Origin of the sequence: Saccharopolyspora pogona (assembly GCF_014697215.1) — a bacterium.
In the GTDB taxonomy this organism is placed as follows: Bacteria; Actinomycetota; Actinomycetes; order Mycobacteriales; family Pseudonocardiaceae; genus Saccharopolyspora; species Saccharopolyspora hattusasensis.
The window spans coordinates 6,399,420-6,416,240 of record NZ_CP031142.1 but is presented as its reverse complement, the minus strand read 5'-3'; the positions used below and the strand labels follow the sequence as shown (position 1 = coordinate 6,416,240).

Here is a 16,821-nt window from a genome sequence, read left to right as displayed (position 1 = left end):
AATTGCGGGGACGTCGGTTCGGGTCAGTCGCGGACCGTCGGCGGCAGGTGGTTGACCTGCTGGTCGAGGACCGACTTGAACGTCTCCTGCGCCGCCGCCTTCTGGTCCGACGAGCCGCTGACGTCGATGATGATCGCCCAGTTGTGCGCGACGTAGGCGGTGCGGAACGTGCCGCCGGTGTTGACCACCTTCACACCCTGGTAAGACAGTTTGTCCATTTCGGACAGACCCTGCTGGGCGGCGAGGTACTTGTCGACCACGCCCTTGGCAGCATCGGAGTTGGGCATCTGCAGCGCGAGCAGCGTCTTCTTCGGGGTCGCGCCCTCGGTGCCGTTGAACCAGCCGTCGACCAACCCGCCCTGGATCGCGGAGTCGAGCACTGTCTTCGGCTGCAGCAGGCCGCCCTTGGCACCCTGCAGGCTCGGGAGGTCCAGCGCCCCGCTCCACGGGTGCGCCGGGCCGGACACCGTTACCAGCGTCTCCTGCGAGCCGGCCGGTGGGTTCGCCCTCGCGGGCGGCGGCGCGGGCAGCTCCTGGGTCTGCACCGGGGGCGGCGGTGGCGCGGCGGTCGGCTTGGTCGGCGTGTTGCCGCTGCTGGAGGTGAAGTAGAGGATCCCGGCGACGATCACGCCGACCAGCAGCACGCCGCCGATGGACAGCCCGGCGATCAGCTTGCCCTTGCCAGGTTTGCTCGCGGACTCGAATACCTCGGGGCCTTGGCGCATCCACGACGCGTCGCCGTGGTCCGGCGTCGCCGGCAGGTCATCGCCCCAGGGCGTGCCGGTGCTTTCGACGGCGCCCCAACCCTGCTGCGGCCCCCACTGCGGCTGCGGCGGCTGCTGCACCTGGGCCCACTGCGGCTGCTGGCTGAGGTTGACGACCTGGGTGCTCTCGGAGTCTCTCGGCGGCTGGGCCTGCGGCTGCCGCTGCAAAAGCGGGTTGAGCACGATCTGCGTTGCTTCTTCGGCCGCACGACCTTGTTGTTGCGGCTGCTGCTGCGGGGTGGCCTGAGCGGCAGCGTCTCCCCAGCTGAACGCCGGCGGGAACGGGTTGGGCTGCTGCGGTGCCTGCTGCTGCGGGAATCCGCCGGACTGCGGGCCTGCTTGCGGTTGCTGCTGCGGGAATCCGCCCGAGGAAGGCCCCACCTGCGGTTGCTGCTGCGGGAATCCACCGGGCGGCGGCCCTGCCTGCGATTGCTGCTGCGGGAACTCGCCGGATGGCGTGCTCGCTTGCGGCTGTTGCTGCGGGAATCCGCCCGAGGAAGGCCCGTTCTGTCCGTTCTGGGCCCGACCGAGCACGGCGTCTCGCCGCTGGCGGTACTCCTCAGCGGAAATCCGCCCCGCCGCGAGTTCGGCGTCGAGATTCTGCAGCTCGTCTTGCCAGGTCACCGATGAGCCCTTCCCGGTTTTGCGAACGCCCCCAATTGCGATCGACCGCCATTCTGGCACCCGCAAGGGGGAACGGGGGGCACCGGCCGGATAACGATCCGACTCGGAGTCTGGCCGGAGCGGGCTACGAGAAGGTAATAGGTCCACAACCATGTTGTCCCGAGCTAGGCTACCCAGCGTTGACTTCTCCGGCCGGGGACATGACTTGATGGGGTGATCTGGGTGGGTGACGCGCGGGTCGTCCACACTCACCCGGAGTGGTTCGCCGAGCCGAACCACGGGTTCGCCTGGATCCGCATAATCGGCGCGCTCGCGGTCATTTACGGGCACAGCTCGCCGCTGGCCGGAACGGGCGACCTGTTCCCGTCGGACTGGCCGGTGCAGCCCGACGAGGGCGTCCTGATGGGCTTCTTCGCGATGAGCGGCTTCCAGATCACGGAGAGCTGGATCCGAGATCCCCACCCGGGCAGGTTCGCCGCGAAGCGCATCCTGCGGCTGTGGCCGCCGATGCTCACGGTTTCGCTGACCATGGCGCTGATCATCGGCCCGATGATCACGACCTTGTCCGTCGGCGACTACTTCGCGGCCAACGGCACCTGGGGTTACGTCGTCAACAACGCCGGTCTGCTCACGCTCAAGCACGAGCTTCCGGGCGTGTTCGTGGACAACCCGTGGCCGAACGCGGTGAACGGGTCGTTGTGGACGCTGCCGATGGAGCTGCTGGCCTACGCCGCCCTCTACGCGTTGCTGCTGCTCGGCGCGGGGAAGCACAAGTACCGCTGGCTGGCGGTCGTGGCGCTGATCGGGATCATCACGTGGGACCGGTACCTGGAGGAGCTGCCGGGCTCGGAGTCGGCGGGCTCGTTCCTCAGCGTGCCGGTCGAGTCGCTGGTGGCGTTCCTGGTCGCCTTCGCCTTCGGCGTGGTCCTCAACCTGTACCGGGTCCCGCTTTCGCCGCTGGCGGCCAGCGGCGGCCTGGTGCTGCTGGTGCTGATGCCCAACAGCATCACCGGGTCGTTCTGGATGGCCTTCGCGGTCAGCTACGCGGTGGTCGTGACCGGGCACTTCTGGCCGTCGCGGCTGACGGTGCCGGGCGTGTGGGTCAACGGCAGCTATGGCGTGTACGTGTGGGGTTTCCCGATCCAGCAGCTGCTGGCGATGGCCGGAATCCGCAACCAGTGGTTGATGCTGATCTGCGCCGCCCCGCTGGCCTACTGCGTCGGCACGCTGTCGTGGAAGTTCATCGAAGAACCGACGATGAAGCTGCGCCACTACCTCACCCCGGCGTCGAAGAAAAAGGAACCACAGCGGGCGGAGGACGGCCTCGACGAGCTGGAAGACCTCGACGATTCCGAGTATCCGGACGACTTCGACGGCCTGGAACCGGACGACCGGGACGAACGGGATGACGACCGGGCGGCGCGCTTGGACGATCCGGACGAGCCCCGAGCGGCGCGCGAGGCGACAACCATGCGCCGACCGCTGCCCCGCCCACCGGCACCCAACCGCGACGGCGCTGCCCAGGAACCCCCGACCAAGCTGACCTCGGCCCGCCCGGGGGCGGACCAGACCCGCCCGGCACGTCCGCTCCGCCGCGCGACCACCCCGCCGAACGGCAGCCAGGGCCCCACCGTTGCGCCGAACGACGCCCCGCGCAACGGTGTCCCGCCGAACGGCACACCGGTCAACGACAACCGCGTTAACGGCGCGCCTCGGCGCGGCAGCGCTGACGGCCCGAACGCGGCCCGGCTCAACGGGCTTCCCATGAACGGCACGGAGCCGCCGCTCGGTCGGCCGTCCGCCCGCCCCCGCCGCTCGGCCGAGCAGCGGGCGGTCGGCCCGCCCGCTGTGCCGTCTGAGGACTCGGTGCTGTCCACGCGGCTGTCCGGGGACTTGGACTCCGACCGGACCCCCATGGACCGCCAGGCCGTTCGCCGCACCGGTGGTCGGCACGCCCGCCCGGAACCGCCGCCGGCGCCGGAGGAGGAGACCCGGCCGGTCGGTCCCAAGCGGCAGGACCGCCCGTAGCGCACGCGTACCCTCGAGTGCATGGCGCTTTTCGGTGACAAGACCAGGTTGATCGACCCGGCCGAGGCCTTGCCGGGCCGTTCCAACCCGCTCCCGGTGGCGGAGTCGCATGCGGTGTTCCCGGACCGGCGCATCATGCCGCCGTTCCCGGAGGGCTACGCCACCGCGGTGGTCGGCATGGGCTGCTTCTGGGGAGCGGAGCGCACTTTCTGGCGCACCGAGGGCGTGTGGTCGACGGCGGTCGGCTACGCCGGCGGCTTCACCCCGAACCCGACGTACGAAGAGGTGTGCTCGGGCTTGACCGGCCACACCGAGGCCGTCCTGGTGGTCTTCGACCCGGCCGCGATCAGCTACCAGCAGGTCTTGAAGGTCTTCTGGGAGAGCCACGACCCGACCCAGGGCATGCGCCAGGGCAACGACATCGGCACCCAGTACCGCTCGGCGATCTACTACGCGGACGACCAGCAGAAAGCCGTAGCGGAAGCGAGTGCGCAAGCCTTCCAGAAGGCCTTGACCGAAGCGGGTCTGGGCCAGGTCACGACGGAGATCGCGCCGCTGAAGACCTTCTACTACGCGGAGACGTACCACCAGCAGTACCTGTCGGAGGCCAAGAACCCGAACGGCTACTGCGGCCTCGGTGGCACCGGGGTCTCCTGCCCGATCGGCCTGGGCGTCCCGGGCGAGGGCTGAGCACGGTCAACTCGATGGACGAGGACGGGGCCCGTGCCGGTTGGTCGGCACGGGCCCCGTCCTCGTGGTTTCACGAATAGCCGCTCCGGGCGTGCCGTTCAGCCGTCCTGGCCTTGAGCGTCCTGGCCCTGGGCGTGGGCTTGCGCGGGGCTGCCGTCGTCGGAGTGCACCACCGAGGATGCCGAGGCCCCCTGTTCGGATGTCCCGTTCTGCCCGGATGTGGCGTCCTGGCTGGTCACCTGCTGTACGAGCGAGGCGGGATCGAAGGGCACTTCCTCGGCCGCGGCGATTCCGGCGGAACCCAATCCGCACAACCCCGTGAACAGCACCCCGACGATGAAACGACGCATGGAACTACCTCCGTGGACGAAGTGGACTATGCCGCCCAGGAGAAGATCACATTGGCCGAAATCCCGCTTTCCGCATCACCTCAAAGAAGCCAGTGGTTCCCAACTTCGAGGGAAGCCGGAACAAGAAGCCCACCTGATCAAGCGACCAAACCCAAAACCCGACCAAAAGATGACCAAGAACCGACCAAACCAGACTAAACACCCCTGATCAGCAACAACACCAACTTGCAAGACCCCGGCAAAACAAGAACCATCAACCCATGACGGACCACGTGTACCGAATAACAGAAGTAGTGGGCACATCAACGAAAGGAGTGGACGACGCAATTAAAAAGGCGATCGGCAGAGCCTCCCAAACCCTGAGGAACATAGACTGGTTCGAGGTCGAAAACGTAAGGGGCCACGTGGAGTACAACGAACTGGCCCACTACCAAGTGACCCTGAAAATAGGCTTCCGCCTAGAAACCTAAACCCAAAACCAACCAACACACTCACGACGCGTAGAGGGCGGCACCAACGATGTCAAGGTGACAGGTTTGGTTGCTGGTCACTGAGTAGGCCAGGGAACGTTGCCCGCGGTAAGGAGCCAACAAGCCCGGAGCACCGCACCGTAGGGGGGTTTGGGGGGAGTCGCTCTAGAAACCTAAACTCCAAAACCAACCAACCAACACACTCACGATGCGTGGAGGGCGGCACCAACGATGTCAAGGTGACGGGTTTGGTTGCTGGTCACTGAGCAGGCCAGCGAACGTTGCCCGCGGTAAGGAGCCAGCAAGCCCGGAGCACCGCACCGTAGGGGGGTTTGGGGGGAGTCGCTCCCCCCAAAGAAATGGCGAGGATCCAAGGTCGAACGAAGTCGACACAAGGCTCCCAGCTCCGAGCGGATGACGGGACTCGAACCCGCGACCCTCACCTTGGCAAGGTGATGCGCTACCAGCTGCGCTACATCCGCGTATTCAGCGCCCTGTTGGGCTGTTGATAACTACTTTAGCCCATCGTTCCGGGCCCGTTCACCAGGGGGCCCTATCGGGTTGGGGAGGAGACCGCCCGGGTCGGGGTGATGCGCAGCAGGACGCGGTGTTCTTCCTGCATGGCTTGGCGATATGCGGCCCAGTCCTCGTGTTCGCCGGAGATGCTGCGGTAGTACTCCTCCAGGAGGGGGAGCGCGGCGGGGAGCTCGACGATCTCGACGATGCCTTCGACCTGGATCCAGCGGCCGAAGAACTGGTCTGGCAGGACGCACAGCCACACGCGGGGGTCGCGGCGCAGGTTGCGCACCTTGGCTGCGCCAGCGACAGTGCTGATAGTGACATGTCCGGCGCTGTCCGTGGTGGTCAGCACCGGTGTCATCTGGGGGGTGCCGTCGGCGCGGAGCGTGCTGAGCACGGCGCGGTGCTGGTTGCCGATCACTTCGCGGGCTTCGTCGAGATCCACTGCGACCTCCGTGTGGTGACTGGTGACAGCCGTGGTCCGGGGGTCCACGGTAGCGATTGCGCTGGTCGCGCGGTATTTCGCCCGGCTGGTCGTTGGGGGGAATTCATGGGGATGGGTGAGGACGTCGCCGGGGGACCGTTGCCGGACGACCGGGTGCTGCTGGCGCGGTTGCGGGCGGGGGATGATCTCGCTTATGGCGATCTGTACCGGCGGCACGCGCCTGCGGTGCGGCGGTTCGCGTTGAGCATGCCGCAGCCCAGGATCGACGTCGACGACGTGGTCGCCGAGGTGTTCTTGCGCACATTGCGCGCCGTCCGGGCTGGGCACGGGCCGCGCGATGCGATCCGCACCTACTTGTCGACGGTGGTGCGCCGGGTGCTGTGGGAGTGGGCGGCGGCTCGCCGGGACGAGCTGATGAACGGCGATGAGCTGGGCGAGCACGCGCCGCGGCAGCGCGATCACCAGTCCGTGCAGGCTGAGGGGGAGTTGCTGGCCCGCGCGTTCCACCGGCTGCCCGTGCGTTGGCGGGAGGTCCTGTGGTGGACCGAGGTGGAGGGACATCGGCCGGCCAGCCTCGCCGGTCAGCTGGGGCTGACCCCGAACGCGACGGCGGTGCTGGCGCATCGGGCGCGCCGCGGGTTGCGGGAGGCTTACCAGCATGCGGCGGAGCTGCCGGTCGCGAGCTGTTTGCGTCGCGCTTGACGGGGCGGGTTCGGGGTTGGCCGGACGCCGCTCATGATCGACAATGGGACCGTTCGGGGCTCGACTATCACCCGTCGGGCCCATGACGCACGCGGTACCGTTGCTCCACGGTCGGTGACCGACGGGGTTCGAGTGGCGAGACGATGTTCCGAAGCGACCAGCCCGGGTGGGCGGGGAGGCGACGATGAACCGGGTGGTGCGGGGTTCCGACGGCCGGGAGTGGACGATCAAGGCGAGCCTTGAGTGGTCCAACCCGATCGCGGCGGACGAGTTCGAGCACGACGTCAACGGGGGTTCGGCGCCCGCGATCCTGATGGGCGCGCTGTTCCTGTTCCTGGTCGTGATGTTCGTGGTTTGGACGCCGGCCGAGGTGTACGTGCCGAGCTGGCTGATTCTGCTGCTGATCGCGGGCGTGCTGTTCTTCCCGGTCCGCTGGGTGCTGCGGCGCCCGTGGACGGTCACCGCGGCCACCCCGGGCGACCACGACGAGAACCCGCCGGAGACCTGGGTGGGCGTGGTGCGCGGTTTCTTCGACGTGCGCCAGGAGATCTCCTTGGTGGCCCGGCACATCGAGCTGTACGCGGAGCCGGACATGAACGGCGGCCTGCAGCCGGTGGAGTAGCGATTTCGATTGAAATCGCCGGGGTGGGCGGCACACTGGACCGATGCCGGAACTTCCAGAGGTGGAGGCGTTGGCCCAGCACCTCCGCGACAACGCCGTGGGCCGCACCGTGGGGCGCATCGATGTGGCGTCGATGAGCGTGTTGAAGACCGCCAGCCCGCCGTGGACGGAGCTGCACGGTCGTGCCGTCACCGGTGCGGTGCGGCACGGCAAATACCTCGACCTCGATTGCGACGGGCTGCACCTGGTGTGCCACCTGGCGCGGGCCGGTTGGTTGCGCTGGTCGGACGACCTGTCGCCGGTGCCGCCGAAGCCCGGCAAGGGGCCGATCGCGCTGCGGGTGCACCTGGGCGGTGCGGGTTTCGACCTGACCGAGGCCGGCACGCAGAAGAAGCTGGCGGCCTGGGTCGTCGCTTCGGCCGCGGAGGTGCCGGGGATCGCGAAGCTGGGGCCGGATGCGCTGGGCCTGGACGCGGCCGGGTTGGCCGAGGTCCTGGCGGGGCGCACCGAGCGGATCAAGACGCTGCTCACCGACCAGTCCGTGCTGGCCGGGATCGGCAACGCCTACTCGGACGAGATCCTGCACGCCGCGAAGCTGTCGCCGTTCGCGATGGCGGGCAAGCTCGACGCCGCCACGGTCGAACGGCTGCACAGCAGCGTGCAGGAGATCTTGCGGGATGCGGTGCAGCGTTCGCTGAAGCAGGACGCGGCGCGGCTGAAGGCCGAGAAGCGGTCGGGGATGCGGGTGCACGGCCGCGCGGGGTTGCCGTGCCCGGTGTGCGGCGACACGGTCCGGGAGGTGTCCTTCGCGGACCGGTCGATGCAGTACTGCCCGACCTGCCAGACTGGCGGCAAGCCGTTGGCGGACCGCCGGTTGTCCCGATTGCTGAAGTAGTTGTCCACAGCCTGTGGACAACTGGCCCGGTTGTGCACAGGACGTTGCCGCTGGTCGAGTCATTACTTTCCGCTGAATGGAATAGTGAGGTACCGCTTATCGACGGAAACGGTGCACTGAGCGTAGTCGCCTTGATTCCATGCGTGGCGGCCGTGAAGATTGATGTTGTGCCCGAGATGTTGACTGAGCGGACGGTCCTGACCACGCTCGCCGCACTCGCCGTGCTCGGCATGTTCGTGCTGCTGTGCCGGGCGCGACGGGTGAGCACCTCCGCAGAGGACGCCACGCTGTCGGCGTTGCACCGGGTGACCAGTGCGGCCCCCCACCTCCGGGCCGGGCTGAACCAGGAATCCGCCGACAAGACAGCGCCGCACCTGCGGGCGCTGCTGGCGTGCGTCGCCGTCGGCATCGTCGACGCCGACGGCACCCTGCTGAGCTGGGACGGCGAGGCCAACTACCACTACGCCGACCTGCGGCCCAAGATCGAGCAGGTGCTGCGCACCGGCAAGCGCGAGTTCCTCGACCACGGCGACGTGATCTGCGACCACCGGCCCTGCCCGATGCGGCACGCCGTGGTGGTGCCGCTGGAGGTCGAGGGCGAAAGCCGCGGCGCGCTGACCATCGTCGCGGACGGCGACCGCAAGCGGCTGCTGCGCGCGGCCGCCGAGGTCGCCAACCACGTGTCGACCCAGCTGGAACTGGCCGAACTGCAGGAGTCCAAGGAGCGGCTGGCCAAGGCCGAGGTGCGCGCGCTGCGGGCGCAGATCTCGCCGCACTTCATCTACAACGCGCTGAACACCATCGGCTCGCTGATCCGCACCGACCCGGAGCACGCGCGGGACCTGCTACAGGAGTTCGCCGACTTCACTCGCTACTCGTTCCGCACCAGCGGGCTCTACACCACGCTGGCCGACGAGATCCGCAACATCGACCGCTACCTCACGCTGGAGAGCGCCCGCTTCGGGCCGGACCGGCTGAACGTGCGGCTCAAGATCGCCCCGGAGGTGCTGCCGGTGGTGGTGCCTTTCCTGGCGCTGCAACCGCTGGTGGAGAACGCCGTCCGGCACGGACTGGCGAACAAGCCTGGCGGCGGCACCGTGTCGGTGATCGCCGAGGACAACGGCACCGAGGCACTGATCAGCGTGGACGACGACGGCATCGGGATGGACCCGGAGCTGCTCGACGCGGAACTGGCCAACGCGCACCTGACCGGCGCGCACGTCGGGCTCGGCAACATCAACAACCGGATGCGGGCGACCTTCGGCAACGACTACGGCCTGGTCGTGGAGACCGAGAGGGGCGCGGGCATGAAGGTCATCATGCGGGTGCCGAAGTTCGCGCCGGGCGTCCGGCCGGTGCCGCCGCAGGTGATCGACGATCCGGGCGTCGGGTTGGCGGCCGGGCCGCAGCTGAGCCGGTAACGTCGAGGTATGGACGAGAAGGCGCCGCAGAAGTTCACCGACATGTTGGCCGGGAAGTTGTCCTCGAAGCTGCCCGGCAAGCTCGCCGAGCGCGCCGAGCGCGGGCCGGTGGTCGCCGTGGTGAAGCTGCACGGCGTCATCACGCCGACGCCGTCGCCGATGAGCCGGTCGACGATTTCGCTGCAGACCGTGGAATCCGCGCTGACCCGCGCGTTCGGGCACGACCGGCTCAGCGCCGTGGTGCTGTCGATTAACTCGCCGGGCGGGTCGGCGACCCAGTCGGCGCTGGTGTCCGACCGGATCCGGGGCCTGGCCGAGGAGAAGCAGGTGCCGGTGCTGGCGTTCTGCGAGGACGTCGCGGCCTCCGGCGGCTACTGGCTGGCCTGCGCGGCCGACGAGATCTACGCGCACCCGACGTCGCTGGTCGGTTCCGTCGGCGTGGTCAGCGCCAGCTTCGGGCTCACCGGGTTGTTGGAGAAGCTCGGCGTGGAGCGCCGGGTGCACACCGCCGGCACGCACAAGGTACGGCTCGACCCGTTCGGCCCGGAGAAGGAAGAGGACGTGCAGTGGCTGCGCGGACTGCAGGACGAGCTGCACGAGCAGTTCCGGGCCTGGGTGCGCAAGCGCCGCGGCGGCAAGCTGAACGGCTCTGACGACGACCTTTTCTCCGGCGAGATCTGGACCGGCACGAAGGCCGAGGAGTTCGGTCTAGTCGACGGTTTGGGCACGCTGCGGGACATCGTGAAGCAGAAGTTCCCGGAAGCGCACCTGCTGACGGTGGAGCCGCGCAAGCCGCTGCTGGCCCGGCTGGGCATGGCGTCGTCGGTCGGTTTCGGCCGCAGCGGTGCGGATTCCGTGCTGGCCGCCGTGGAGGCGCTGGAGCACCGCGCCATGTGGAACCGCTTCGGGCTGTGAACGTGTTTCCGGACTCGCCTTGCTTGGCGGTGCGGGTGGCGGAACCTTAGATGCCTTCTCAAACCCGGGAGCCCCGACGCACGTAGTCCATTACGTCGCGTCGGGGCTGTCCTCTCGGGAAAAGCTCGAGGTGCGGGGTGTCCCCGCAAGGCACTGTTGAGAACCTGCGGCGGCGCCGGCTGCGGGGGGTGGGTCAAGCGGCCGCACCGCTTCAGAGACAAGAACCCGCCCTACCGACCTCGAGGCAACCCCTTGCCGAACAGCCTCTGCGGAGATCACCGCGAAGGGCGGTCTTTCGGGAGATGCGGCCGTACTTCCTGGAAGCTGAAGGGGGATCAGCGGCCGCGAGTACTTTGGGCGCTATAGAGCATCCAAAAGTACTCACGGACCCGGGCGGAGCCACGATTTGATCTCGACGAATCCCTTGCGAACGCAGGGTAATCGGTGTGATCGCACTGCGTAGATCTTGTTGCGGAAGGGCTCACTCGTTCAGCTCTATGCAATAGGCTGATCAGGCTAAAATCGTTGCTGCTGAGCGGAATTTCACGCTGTGCACCCCCTGCTGTCCTGTGCTCTCCGTTAGCAACTAGTTTGGTTGGCAGGCGTGACTGACCTCACTCGGCGACTGGCGTGGCCGGGGGCCGCTCCGGCGGGTGGGAGCCGATACTCGATCATGGACACAGTGCGCCGTGGGCGCGGCAGGATATGGCGTTGCAGTGAGTACACGAGAGAATCCAGCGGGGCTCGTCGTTCTGGCCGTCGATGACGAGATGGCCGGGCTGGACGAGATGAAGTACCTGCTCGGCAACAACTCGCGGGTCGGGCGGGTGCTGACCGCGTTCGACGCGGCCGAAGCGCTGCGCCTGCTGCGCAGCGACGACCCCGAGCTGATCGGCCGACGCGACGACGATGCGTCCATTGTGGACGCAGTATTCGCGGACGTCTCGATGCCCGGGCTGAGCGGGATGGAACTGGCCAGGGTGCTCACCGCCTTCCGCAATCCACCGGCCCTGGTGTTCATCACCGGACACGAGGAGAACGCGCTGGAGGCGTTCGAGGTCGGCGCGCTGGACTACATCATGAAGCCGGCCAACGCCGAACGCATCGACCGCGCGCTGCGCACGATCGAGAAGAACAAGGCCCAGGCGGCCAAGGGCACGCGCGCGCTGGAGGCCCCGGCGGCCGACGCCGACGAGGTCATCCCGGTCGAGCTGGCCGGAACCACCCGGATGATCCCCCGCAAGGACGTGCGCTGGGTCGAGGCGCAGGGCGACTACGCCAGGCTGCACACGGCCGAGGACTCGCACCTGGTGCGAATCCCGTTGGCGCAGCTGGAAGAGCGCTGGGCGGAAGCCGGTTTCCTGCGCATCCACCGGTCGTTCCTGGTGTCGCTACCGCTGGTCACCGAGCTGCGCATGTCGTCGTCCGGGTATTCGGTGGTGCTCGGCGGCGGGCCGTCCAAGGAACTGCCGGTCAGCCGCCGGCACACCCGCGAGCTGAAGGACCGGCTGGTCCGGGCGCCGCGGCAGGGCTGGGGCCAGCAGTGAACCGCGGTTCGCCGGAATGAGCCCGGACCACGGCTTCGACATCCGGGCACGGCTGGGGGACGGCACGCCCCGGCCGCGCCGCAAGCGCGTGGTGCTCGCCGACCGCCGCACCCGGCAGGTCGCGCGCACCATCATGGAGCTGGAGGAGCAGACCAGCGTCGGCGAGGTGCTGGTCCGGCACCTGGTGAAGGTGCAGCTGCGCAGCGCGCTGGTGCTGACCGGGGTGGTGGCGGCCGTGCTGCTGGGGCTGCCGTTGCTGTTCTGGTCGGTGCCGGCGATCGGCGACCTGGAGGTGCTGGGCTTCCGGGTGACGTGGCTGCTGCTCGGCGTGCTGGTCTATCCGTTCCTGGTGCTGATCGGGTACCTGTGCACCCGGAACGCGGAGCGGCACGAGCGGGACTTCATCCACATGGTGGAGCAGTGACCCGCATGATCGACGACGGATTTCCACCTTCCTGGGGCGGCGCGGCGCGATGGTTTCGAGTTCTTGGTCCCTGCTAGGCGTCGTGCTGATCGTCGCGGCGACCCTGGGCATCGGGATCTGGGGTTCCCGGTCGGCGCGCACCACGTCCGACTTCTCCGCCGCGCGGCAACTGGTGCGCGAAGAGCGCAACGCGGTCGCGATCTCGGGTGAGTACCTGTCGGCGGCGTCATTCCTGGGTGTCGCGGGACTGGTGCTCAAGGACGGCGTGGACGCGCTCTGGTACCCGATCGGCTTCGCGGCCGGGTACCTGGCGTTGATGCTGTTCGTCGCCGCGCCGATGCGCCGCTCCGGTGCGTACACGTTGCCAGATTTCGCCGAGGCCCGGCTGGATTCGCTGCGGCTGCGGTCGCTGTGCACCGCGCTGGTGGTGCTGATCGGCTGGCTCTACCTGGTGCCGCAGCTGCAGGGCGCCGGGCTGACTCTGGCGGCGATCGTCGGACTTCCTTACTGGGTAGGGGTTTTCGCGGTCGCGGTGATCGTGCTGCTCATTGTGGCCACCGGCGCGCTGCGGGCCGTCACGCTGGTGCAGGCCTTCCAGTACTGGGTGAAGCTGTTCGCGATCACGGTGCCCGCGTTCGCGCTGTTCGCGGTGTTCCTCAACGGGGCGCCGCACCGGACGCTCGACGAACCGATGCCGCCGGTCTTCCAGCGCGACACGGCGGTGTGCATCGACACCGACGTGCGGTTGCGGGTGAGCCAGCCGGTGTGGCTGGCCGACGACTCGGGCCCGATCTACCTGCAGTCCGGCGAGTACTCGATGACGGCTGGCACCGAGCTGCGGTTCCCTGCGGGCACGGCGGTTCCGGTCGTCTCGGCGGCCGAACCGGACAACGCCAGTTGGCTGCGGCCGCACGGCGACGGGCTTTCCAGGCTGCTCGAAACGTATTCGGTGCTCGTCGCGACTTTCCTGGGCACGATGGGCCTGCCGCACGTGCTGGCCCGCTTCTACACCAATCCGAGCGGGACCGGCGCGCGCCGCACCACCCTCTTCGTGCTGGCCATGCTCGGCGTGTTCTACCTGTTCCCGACGATCTTCGGGCTGCTGTCCCGGCTGTACGTGCCGCAGTTGCTGGTCACCGGCGAGACCGATGCGGCGGTTCTGCTGCTGCCGCAGGCGATGCTGGGCAACTGGTTGGGCGGGCTGCTCGCGGCGATCACCGCGGCCGGGGCCTTCGCTGCCTTCCTGTCGACCTCGTCGGGGCTGGTGGTGAGCGTGGCCGGGGTGCTGTCCTCGCGCGACGTGGTGTGCGGCAGGACGCTCGACTTCCGGCTGGCCGCCGTGGTGGCCTGCCTGGTGCCGACGCTGTTGGCGCTGCCTGCGGACAACCACGACATCGCGCGCAGCGTGGGGCTGGCCTTCGCGATGGCGGCTTCGACGTTCTGCCCGGTGCTGGTCCTGGGGATCTGGTGGCGCGGGCTCACCGCGACGGGGGCGGCCAGCGGCATGGTGGCGGGCGGGAGCCTGGTGCTGATCGCGGTGGCGTGCTCGCACTTCGCCGAGGACTCGGACAGCTGGTGGGCGACGCTGGTCAGGCAGCCGGCGCTGGTCACCGTGCCGATCGCGTTCGCGGTGACCTACTCGGTCAGCCGCGCGACCCGGGCGCGGGTCCCGGCCGAGGTGGGGCGGGTGATGTTGCGGCTGCACGCACCCGACCGGCTCGGTTTCGTCGACGGCCGGCTCACCGCGGGCACCGCGAACCCGGAGCCGACCAAGGGCCGCCACCAACGCTGACCGTGATCACCCAGCGTGTGCTTTGTGTTGGTTGAGTAATTTTTGAATCAAATGTAATTATTATTCGCGCTTCAATTTCTGAACCAGTTAAAAATCAATAGGCTGAACGGGTGAAATCGTCGTGGTCAGGCGTAATTCGATGCGTCTTGATGCCCCGAGTCAACTTCACTCGATCGTTAGCTTGCATACTCCCAACGGGCCTTCACAGCAGCGGTGGAACTACGTAGCGTTCCCGCGTTGAAATGATTCAGCAGGCTCCCGTACCGGCGGCGCCGGGAGCGGCGCCTTTTCTTGTGGGAGGAACGCTGTGAGCGCCACGGACCAAATCGGGTCCGGGTCCGGTATTGACGCCGAAACCTGGGCCGCTGCTCAAAGCAGCCCCGAATTCACCAACCTGCGACGCAGACTGCGCAACTTCGTCTTTCCGGTCTCGGCACTGTTCTTGGCCTGGTATCTGGTCTACGTGCTGCTCGCCGACTACGCGCACGGCTTCATGAGCATCAAGCTGGTCGGCAACATCAACGTCGGTCTCGTGCTGGGCCTGCTGCAGTTCGTGTCCACGTTCGCCATCACTACCTGGTACGTGCGGTACGCCAACCGGAACCTCGACCCGGTCGCCGAGGAGATCCGGGACAACCTCGAAGGCGGCGCGGGCGAGAAGGTCCCGGTCGCCACGACGGGCCTGGCGGACGCCGCCGACCCGGCCGACGGCGCCGAGAAGTCCGACGGCGCCGAGAAGTCCGACGGCGCCGAGAAGTCCGACGGCGCCGAGAAGTCCGACGGCGCCGAGAAGCCCGACGACGCCGAGAAGCCCGACGGCACCGAGAAGTCCGACGGCGCCGAGAAGTCCGACGGCGCCGACCAGACCTCGGCCGACGACGGCAGGGACGAGGTCGATGAGAAGGACGCGGCCGACGCCGCCGCGGAGAAGGACGACGTCAAGAAGGACAGCGCCGTCGAAGGAGGCCAGAAGTGATCGCCGCACTGTCCCCGCTGGCCCAGAGCAAGACCGCGGACAACAGCCTGCTGAACATCGCCATCTTCGGGCTGTTCGTCGTGGTCACGATGGTCATCGTGTTCCGGGCCAGCCGGAACACCAAGACGGCCTCCGACTACTACGCGGCCGGCCGCGCGTTCACCGGCCCGCAGAACGGCATCGCGATCGCCGGTGACTACCTCTCGGCGGCGTCGTTCCTCGGCATCGCCGGGGCGATCGCGGTCTACGGCTACGACGGTTTCCTGTACTCCATCGGGTTCCTGGTCGCCTGGCTGGTGGCGCTGCTGCTGGTCGCGGAGCTGCTGCGGAACACCGGCAAGTACACGATGGGCGACGTGCTCAGCTTCCGGATGAAGGAACGTCCGGTGCGCACCGCCGCGTCGCTGTCCACCCTGGCCGTGACGTTCTTCTACCTGCTCGCGCAGATGGCCGGTGCCGGTGGCCTGGTCGCGCTCCTGCTGGGCATCACCAACAAGGCCGGCCAGGCCGCGGTGATCGCCGTCGTCGGCGCGCTGATGATCCTGTACGTGCTGGTCGGCGGCATGAAGGGCACCACCTGGGTGCAGATCATCAAGGCGGCGCTGCTGATCGCGGGCGCCTTCGTGATGACCATCTGGGTGCTCGGCATGTACGGCTTCAACCTGTCCGGCCTGCTCGGCGCGGCCGCCGACGTGGGCGGCGACAAGCTGCTCAACCCCGGCGCCCAGTACGGCAAGACCGAGACCAGCAAGCTGGACTTCGTCTCGCTGGGCATCGCGCTGGTGCTGGGCACCGCGGGTCTGCCGCACGTGCTGATGCGCTTCTACACCGTGCCCACCGCCAAGGAAGCCCGCCGCTCGGTGGTCTGGGCGATCTGGCTGATCGGCCTGTTCTACCTGTTCACGCTGGTGCTGGGCTACGGCGCCGGGGCGCTGGTCGGCTCCGACGTGATCAAGAAGGCGCCGGGCGGGGCGAACTCGGCCGCGCCGCTGCTGGCGCTGGAGATCGGCGGCCCGCTGCTGCTCGGCTTCATCTCCGCGGTCGCGTTCGCGACGATCCTGGCGGTCGTCGCCGGCCTGACCATCACCGCGTCCGCCTCGTTCGCGCACGACATCTACGCGAACGTGATCAAGAAGGGCGCGGTCGAGGACAAGGGCCAGGAGGTCAAGGTGGCCCGGATCACCGCCGTGGTCATCGGCATCGTGTCGATCCTGGGCGGCATCGCGGCCAACGGCCAGAACGTGGCGTTCCTGGTGGCGCTGGCGTTCGCGGTCGCGGCCTCGGCGAACCTGCCGACGCTGCTGTACTCGCTGTTCTGGAAGCGGTTCAACACCACGGGTGCGCTGTGGAGCATCTACGGCGGTCTGGCGGTCACGATCGTGCTGATCGTGTTCTCGCCGGCCGTTTCCGGTGCCGAGGACGCGATGTTCCCGTCGCTGGACTTCGCGCTGTTCCCGCTGAAGAACCCTGGTCTGGTGTCGATCCCGGTGTCGTTCCTGCTCGGCTACCTCGGGACGGTGCTGAGCAAGGAGCCGTTCAACAGCGAGAAGTACGCCGAGATGGAGGTCCGGTCGCTGACCGGCGTGGGCGCCGAGAAGGCGATCTCGCACTGATCCGGTAGCTGCGACGAGGCGCCC

General features: G+C 68.1%; 15 protein-coding genes, 1 tRNA gene and 1 pseudogene. 13 read left to right on the top strand and 4 right to left on the bottom strand.

Going from position 1 to position 16,821, the window contains the following annotated elements; translation table 11 throughout:
- Nucleotides 1-23: 23 nt before the first annotated feature.
- Nucleotides 24-1,388, bottom strand: coding sequence for a hypothetical protein (locus DL519_RS29810; RefSeq protein ID WP_190819706.1), 1,365 nt, complete (start codon nucleotides 1,386-1,388; stop codon nucleotides 24-26).
- Nucleotides 1,389-1,610: 222 nt separating this feature from the next.
- On the opposite strand from DL519_RS29810, the gene DL519_RS29805 reads away from it, so the two are divergent.
- Together DL519_RS29805 and msrA are read left to right on the top strand one after the other, a co-directional pair.
- The gene (locus tag DL519_RS29805) at nucleotides 1,611-3,416 is read left to right on the top strand and encodes an acyltransferase family protein (RefSeq protein WP_223839718.1); all 1,806 of its coding nucleotides are present in this window, start codon (nucleotides 1,611-1,613) and stop codon (nucleotides 3,414-3,416) included.
- A gap of 21 nt (nucleotides 3,417-3,437) precedes the next feature.
- Nucleotides 3,438-4,106, top strand: coding sequence for a peptide-methionine (S)-S-oxide reductase MsrA (msrA, locus tag DL519_RS29800; RefSeq protein ID WP_190819702.1), 669 nt, complete (start codon nucleotides 3,438-3,440; stop codon nucleotides 4,104-4,106).
- 98 nt (nucleotides 4,107-4,204) lie between these two features.
- Here msrA and DL519_RS29795 read toward each other — a convergent pair whose 3' ends face one another.
- On the bottom strand, nucleotides 4,205-4,456 hold the full coding sequence (locus tag DL519_RS29795) for a hypothetical protein (RefSeq protein WP_190819700.1): 252 nt from the start codon (nucleotides 4,454-4,456) through the stop codon (nucleotides 4,205-4,207).
- A gap of 260 nt (nucleotides 4,457-4,716) precedes the next feature.
- Here DL519_RS29795 and DL519_RS29790 point away from each other — a divergent pair, with 260 nt between their 5' ends.
- Nucleotides 4,717-4,926, top strand: a complete 210-nt coding sequence (locus tag DL519_RS29790; RefSeq protein ID WP_190819699.1) for a dodecin — start codon at nucleotides 4,717-4,719, stop codon at nucleotides 4,924-4,926.
- A 409-nt stretch (nucleotides 4,927-5,335) separates the two neighbouring features.
- Here the strand turns inward: DL519_RS29790 and DL519_RS29785 are convergent.
- Together DL519_RS29785 and DL519_RS29780 are read right to left on the bottom strand one after the other, a co-directional pair.
- A tRNA-Gly gene (locus DL519_RS29785) sits at nucleotides 5,336-5,408 on the bottom strand.
- 71 nt (nucleotides 5,409-5,479) lie between these two features.
- Nucleotides 5,480-5,890, bottom strand: coding sequence for a PPOX class F420-dependent oxidoreductase (locus DL519_RS29780; RefSeq protein WP_190819697.1), 411 nt, complete (start codon nucleotides 5,888-5,890; stop codon nucleotides 5,480-5,482).
- A gap of 111 nt (nucleotides 5,891-6,001) precedes the next feature.
- Here DL519_RS29780 and DL519_RS29775 point away from each other — a divergent pair, with 111 nt between their 5' ends.
- The 10 genes and pseudogenes from DL519_RS29775 (at nucleotide 6,002) to DL519_RS29730 (ending at nucleotide 16,797) form a co-directional block, all read left to right on the top strand.
- Entirely contained in the window at nucleotides 6,002-6,592 is a 591-nt protein-coding gene (locus DL519_RS29775; protein WP_190819695.1) for an RNA polymerase sigma factor, read from the top strand.
- A 184-nt stretch (nucleotides 6,593-6,776) separates the two neighbouring features.
- Nucleotides 6,777-7,214, top strand: coding sequence for a DUF1656 domain-containing protein (locus tag DL519_RS29770; RefSeq protein ID WP_190819693.1), 438 nt, complete (start codon nucleotides 6,777-6,779; stop codon nucleotides 7,212-7,214).
- Between the two features lie 43 nt (nucleotides 7,215-7,257).
- Nucleotides 7,258-8,109 (top strand): Fpg/Nei family DNA glycosylase, encoded by an 852-nt coding sequence (locus DL519_RS29765; RefSeq protein ID WP_190819690.1) that lies wholly within the window; start codon nucleotides 7,258-7,260, stop codon nucleotides 8,107-8,109.
- A gap of 176 nt (nucleotides 8,110-8,285) precedes the next feature.
- Complete coding sequence (locus DL519_RS29760) at nucleotides 8,286-9,530, top strand: GAF domain-containing sensor histidine kinase (RefSeq protein WP_223840385.1); 1,245 nt, start codon at nucleotides 8,286-8,288, stop codon at nucleotides 9,528-9,530.
- Between the two features lie 9 nt (nucleotides 9,531-9,539).
- Nucleotides 9,540-10,445, top strand: a complete 906-nt coding sequence (locus DL519_RS29755; RefSeq protein WP_190819687.1) for a S49 family peptidase — start codon at nucleotides 9,540-9,542, stop codon at nucleotides 10,443-10,445.
- Between the two features lie 770 nt (nucleotides 10,446-11,215).
- Nucleotides 11,216-11,992: a LytR/AlgR family response regulator transcription factor gene (locus tag DL519_RS29750; protein ID WP_397545078.1), complete on the top strand. Its 777-nt coding sequence runs from the start codon at nucleotides 11,216-11,218 to the stop codon at nucleotides 11,990-11,992.
- Nucleotides 11,993-12,008: 16 nt separating this feature from the next.
- Nucleotides 12,009-12,416 carry a hypothetical protein gene (locus DL519_RS29745; protein ID WP_190819683.1) on the top strand — a complete coding sequence of 136 codons (408 nt, stop codon included), beginning with the start codon at nucleotides 12,009-12,011 and terminating at the stop codon, nucleotides 12,414-12,416.
- A 49-nt stretch (nucleotides 12,417-12,465) separates the two neighbouring features.
- Complete coding sequence (locus DL519_RS29740; RefSeq protein WP_190819681.1) at nucleotides 12,466-14,208, top strand: sodium/solute symporter; 1,743 nt, start codon at nucleotides 12,466-12,468, stop codon at nucleotides 14,206-14,208.
- A gap of 325 nt (nucleotides 14,209-14,533) precedes the next feature.
- A pseudogene (locus DL519_RS47445) lies at nucleotides 14,534-14,860 on the top strand (DUF485 domain-containing protein); the annotation flags it as partial.
- 413 nt (nucleotides 14,861-15,273) lie between these two features.
- Nucleotides 15,274-16,797, top strand: a complete 1,524-nt coding sequence (locus DL519_RS29730) for a solute symporter family protein (protein ID WP_223840384.1) — start codon at nucleotides 15,274-15,276, stop codon at nucleotides 16,795-16,797.
- Nucleotides 16,798-16,821: the final 24 nt, after the last annotated feature.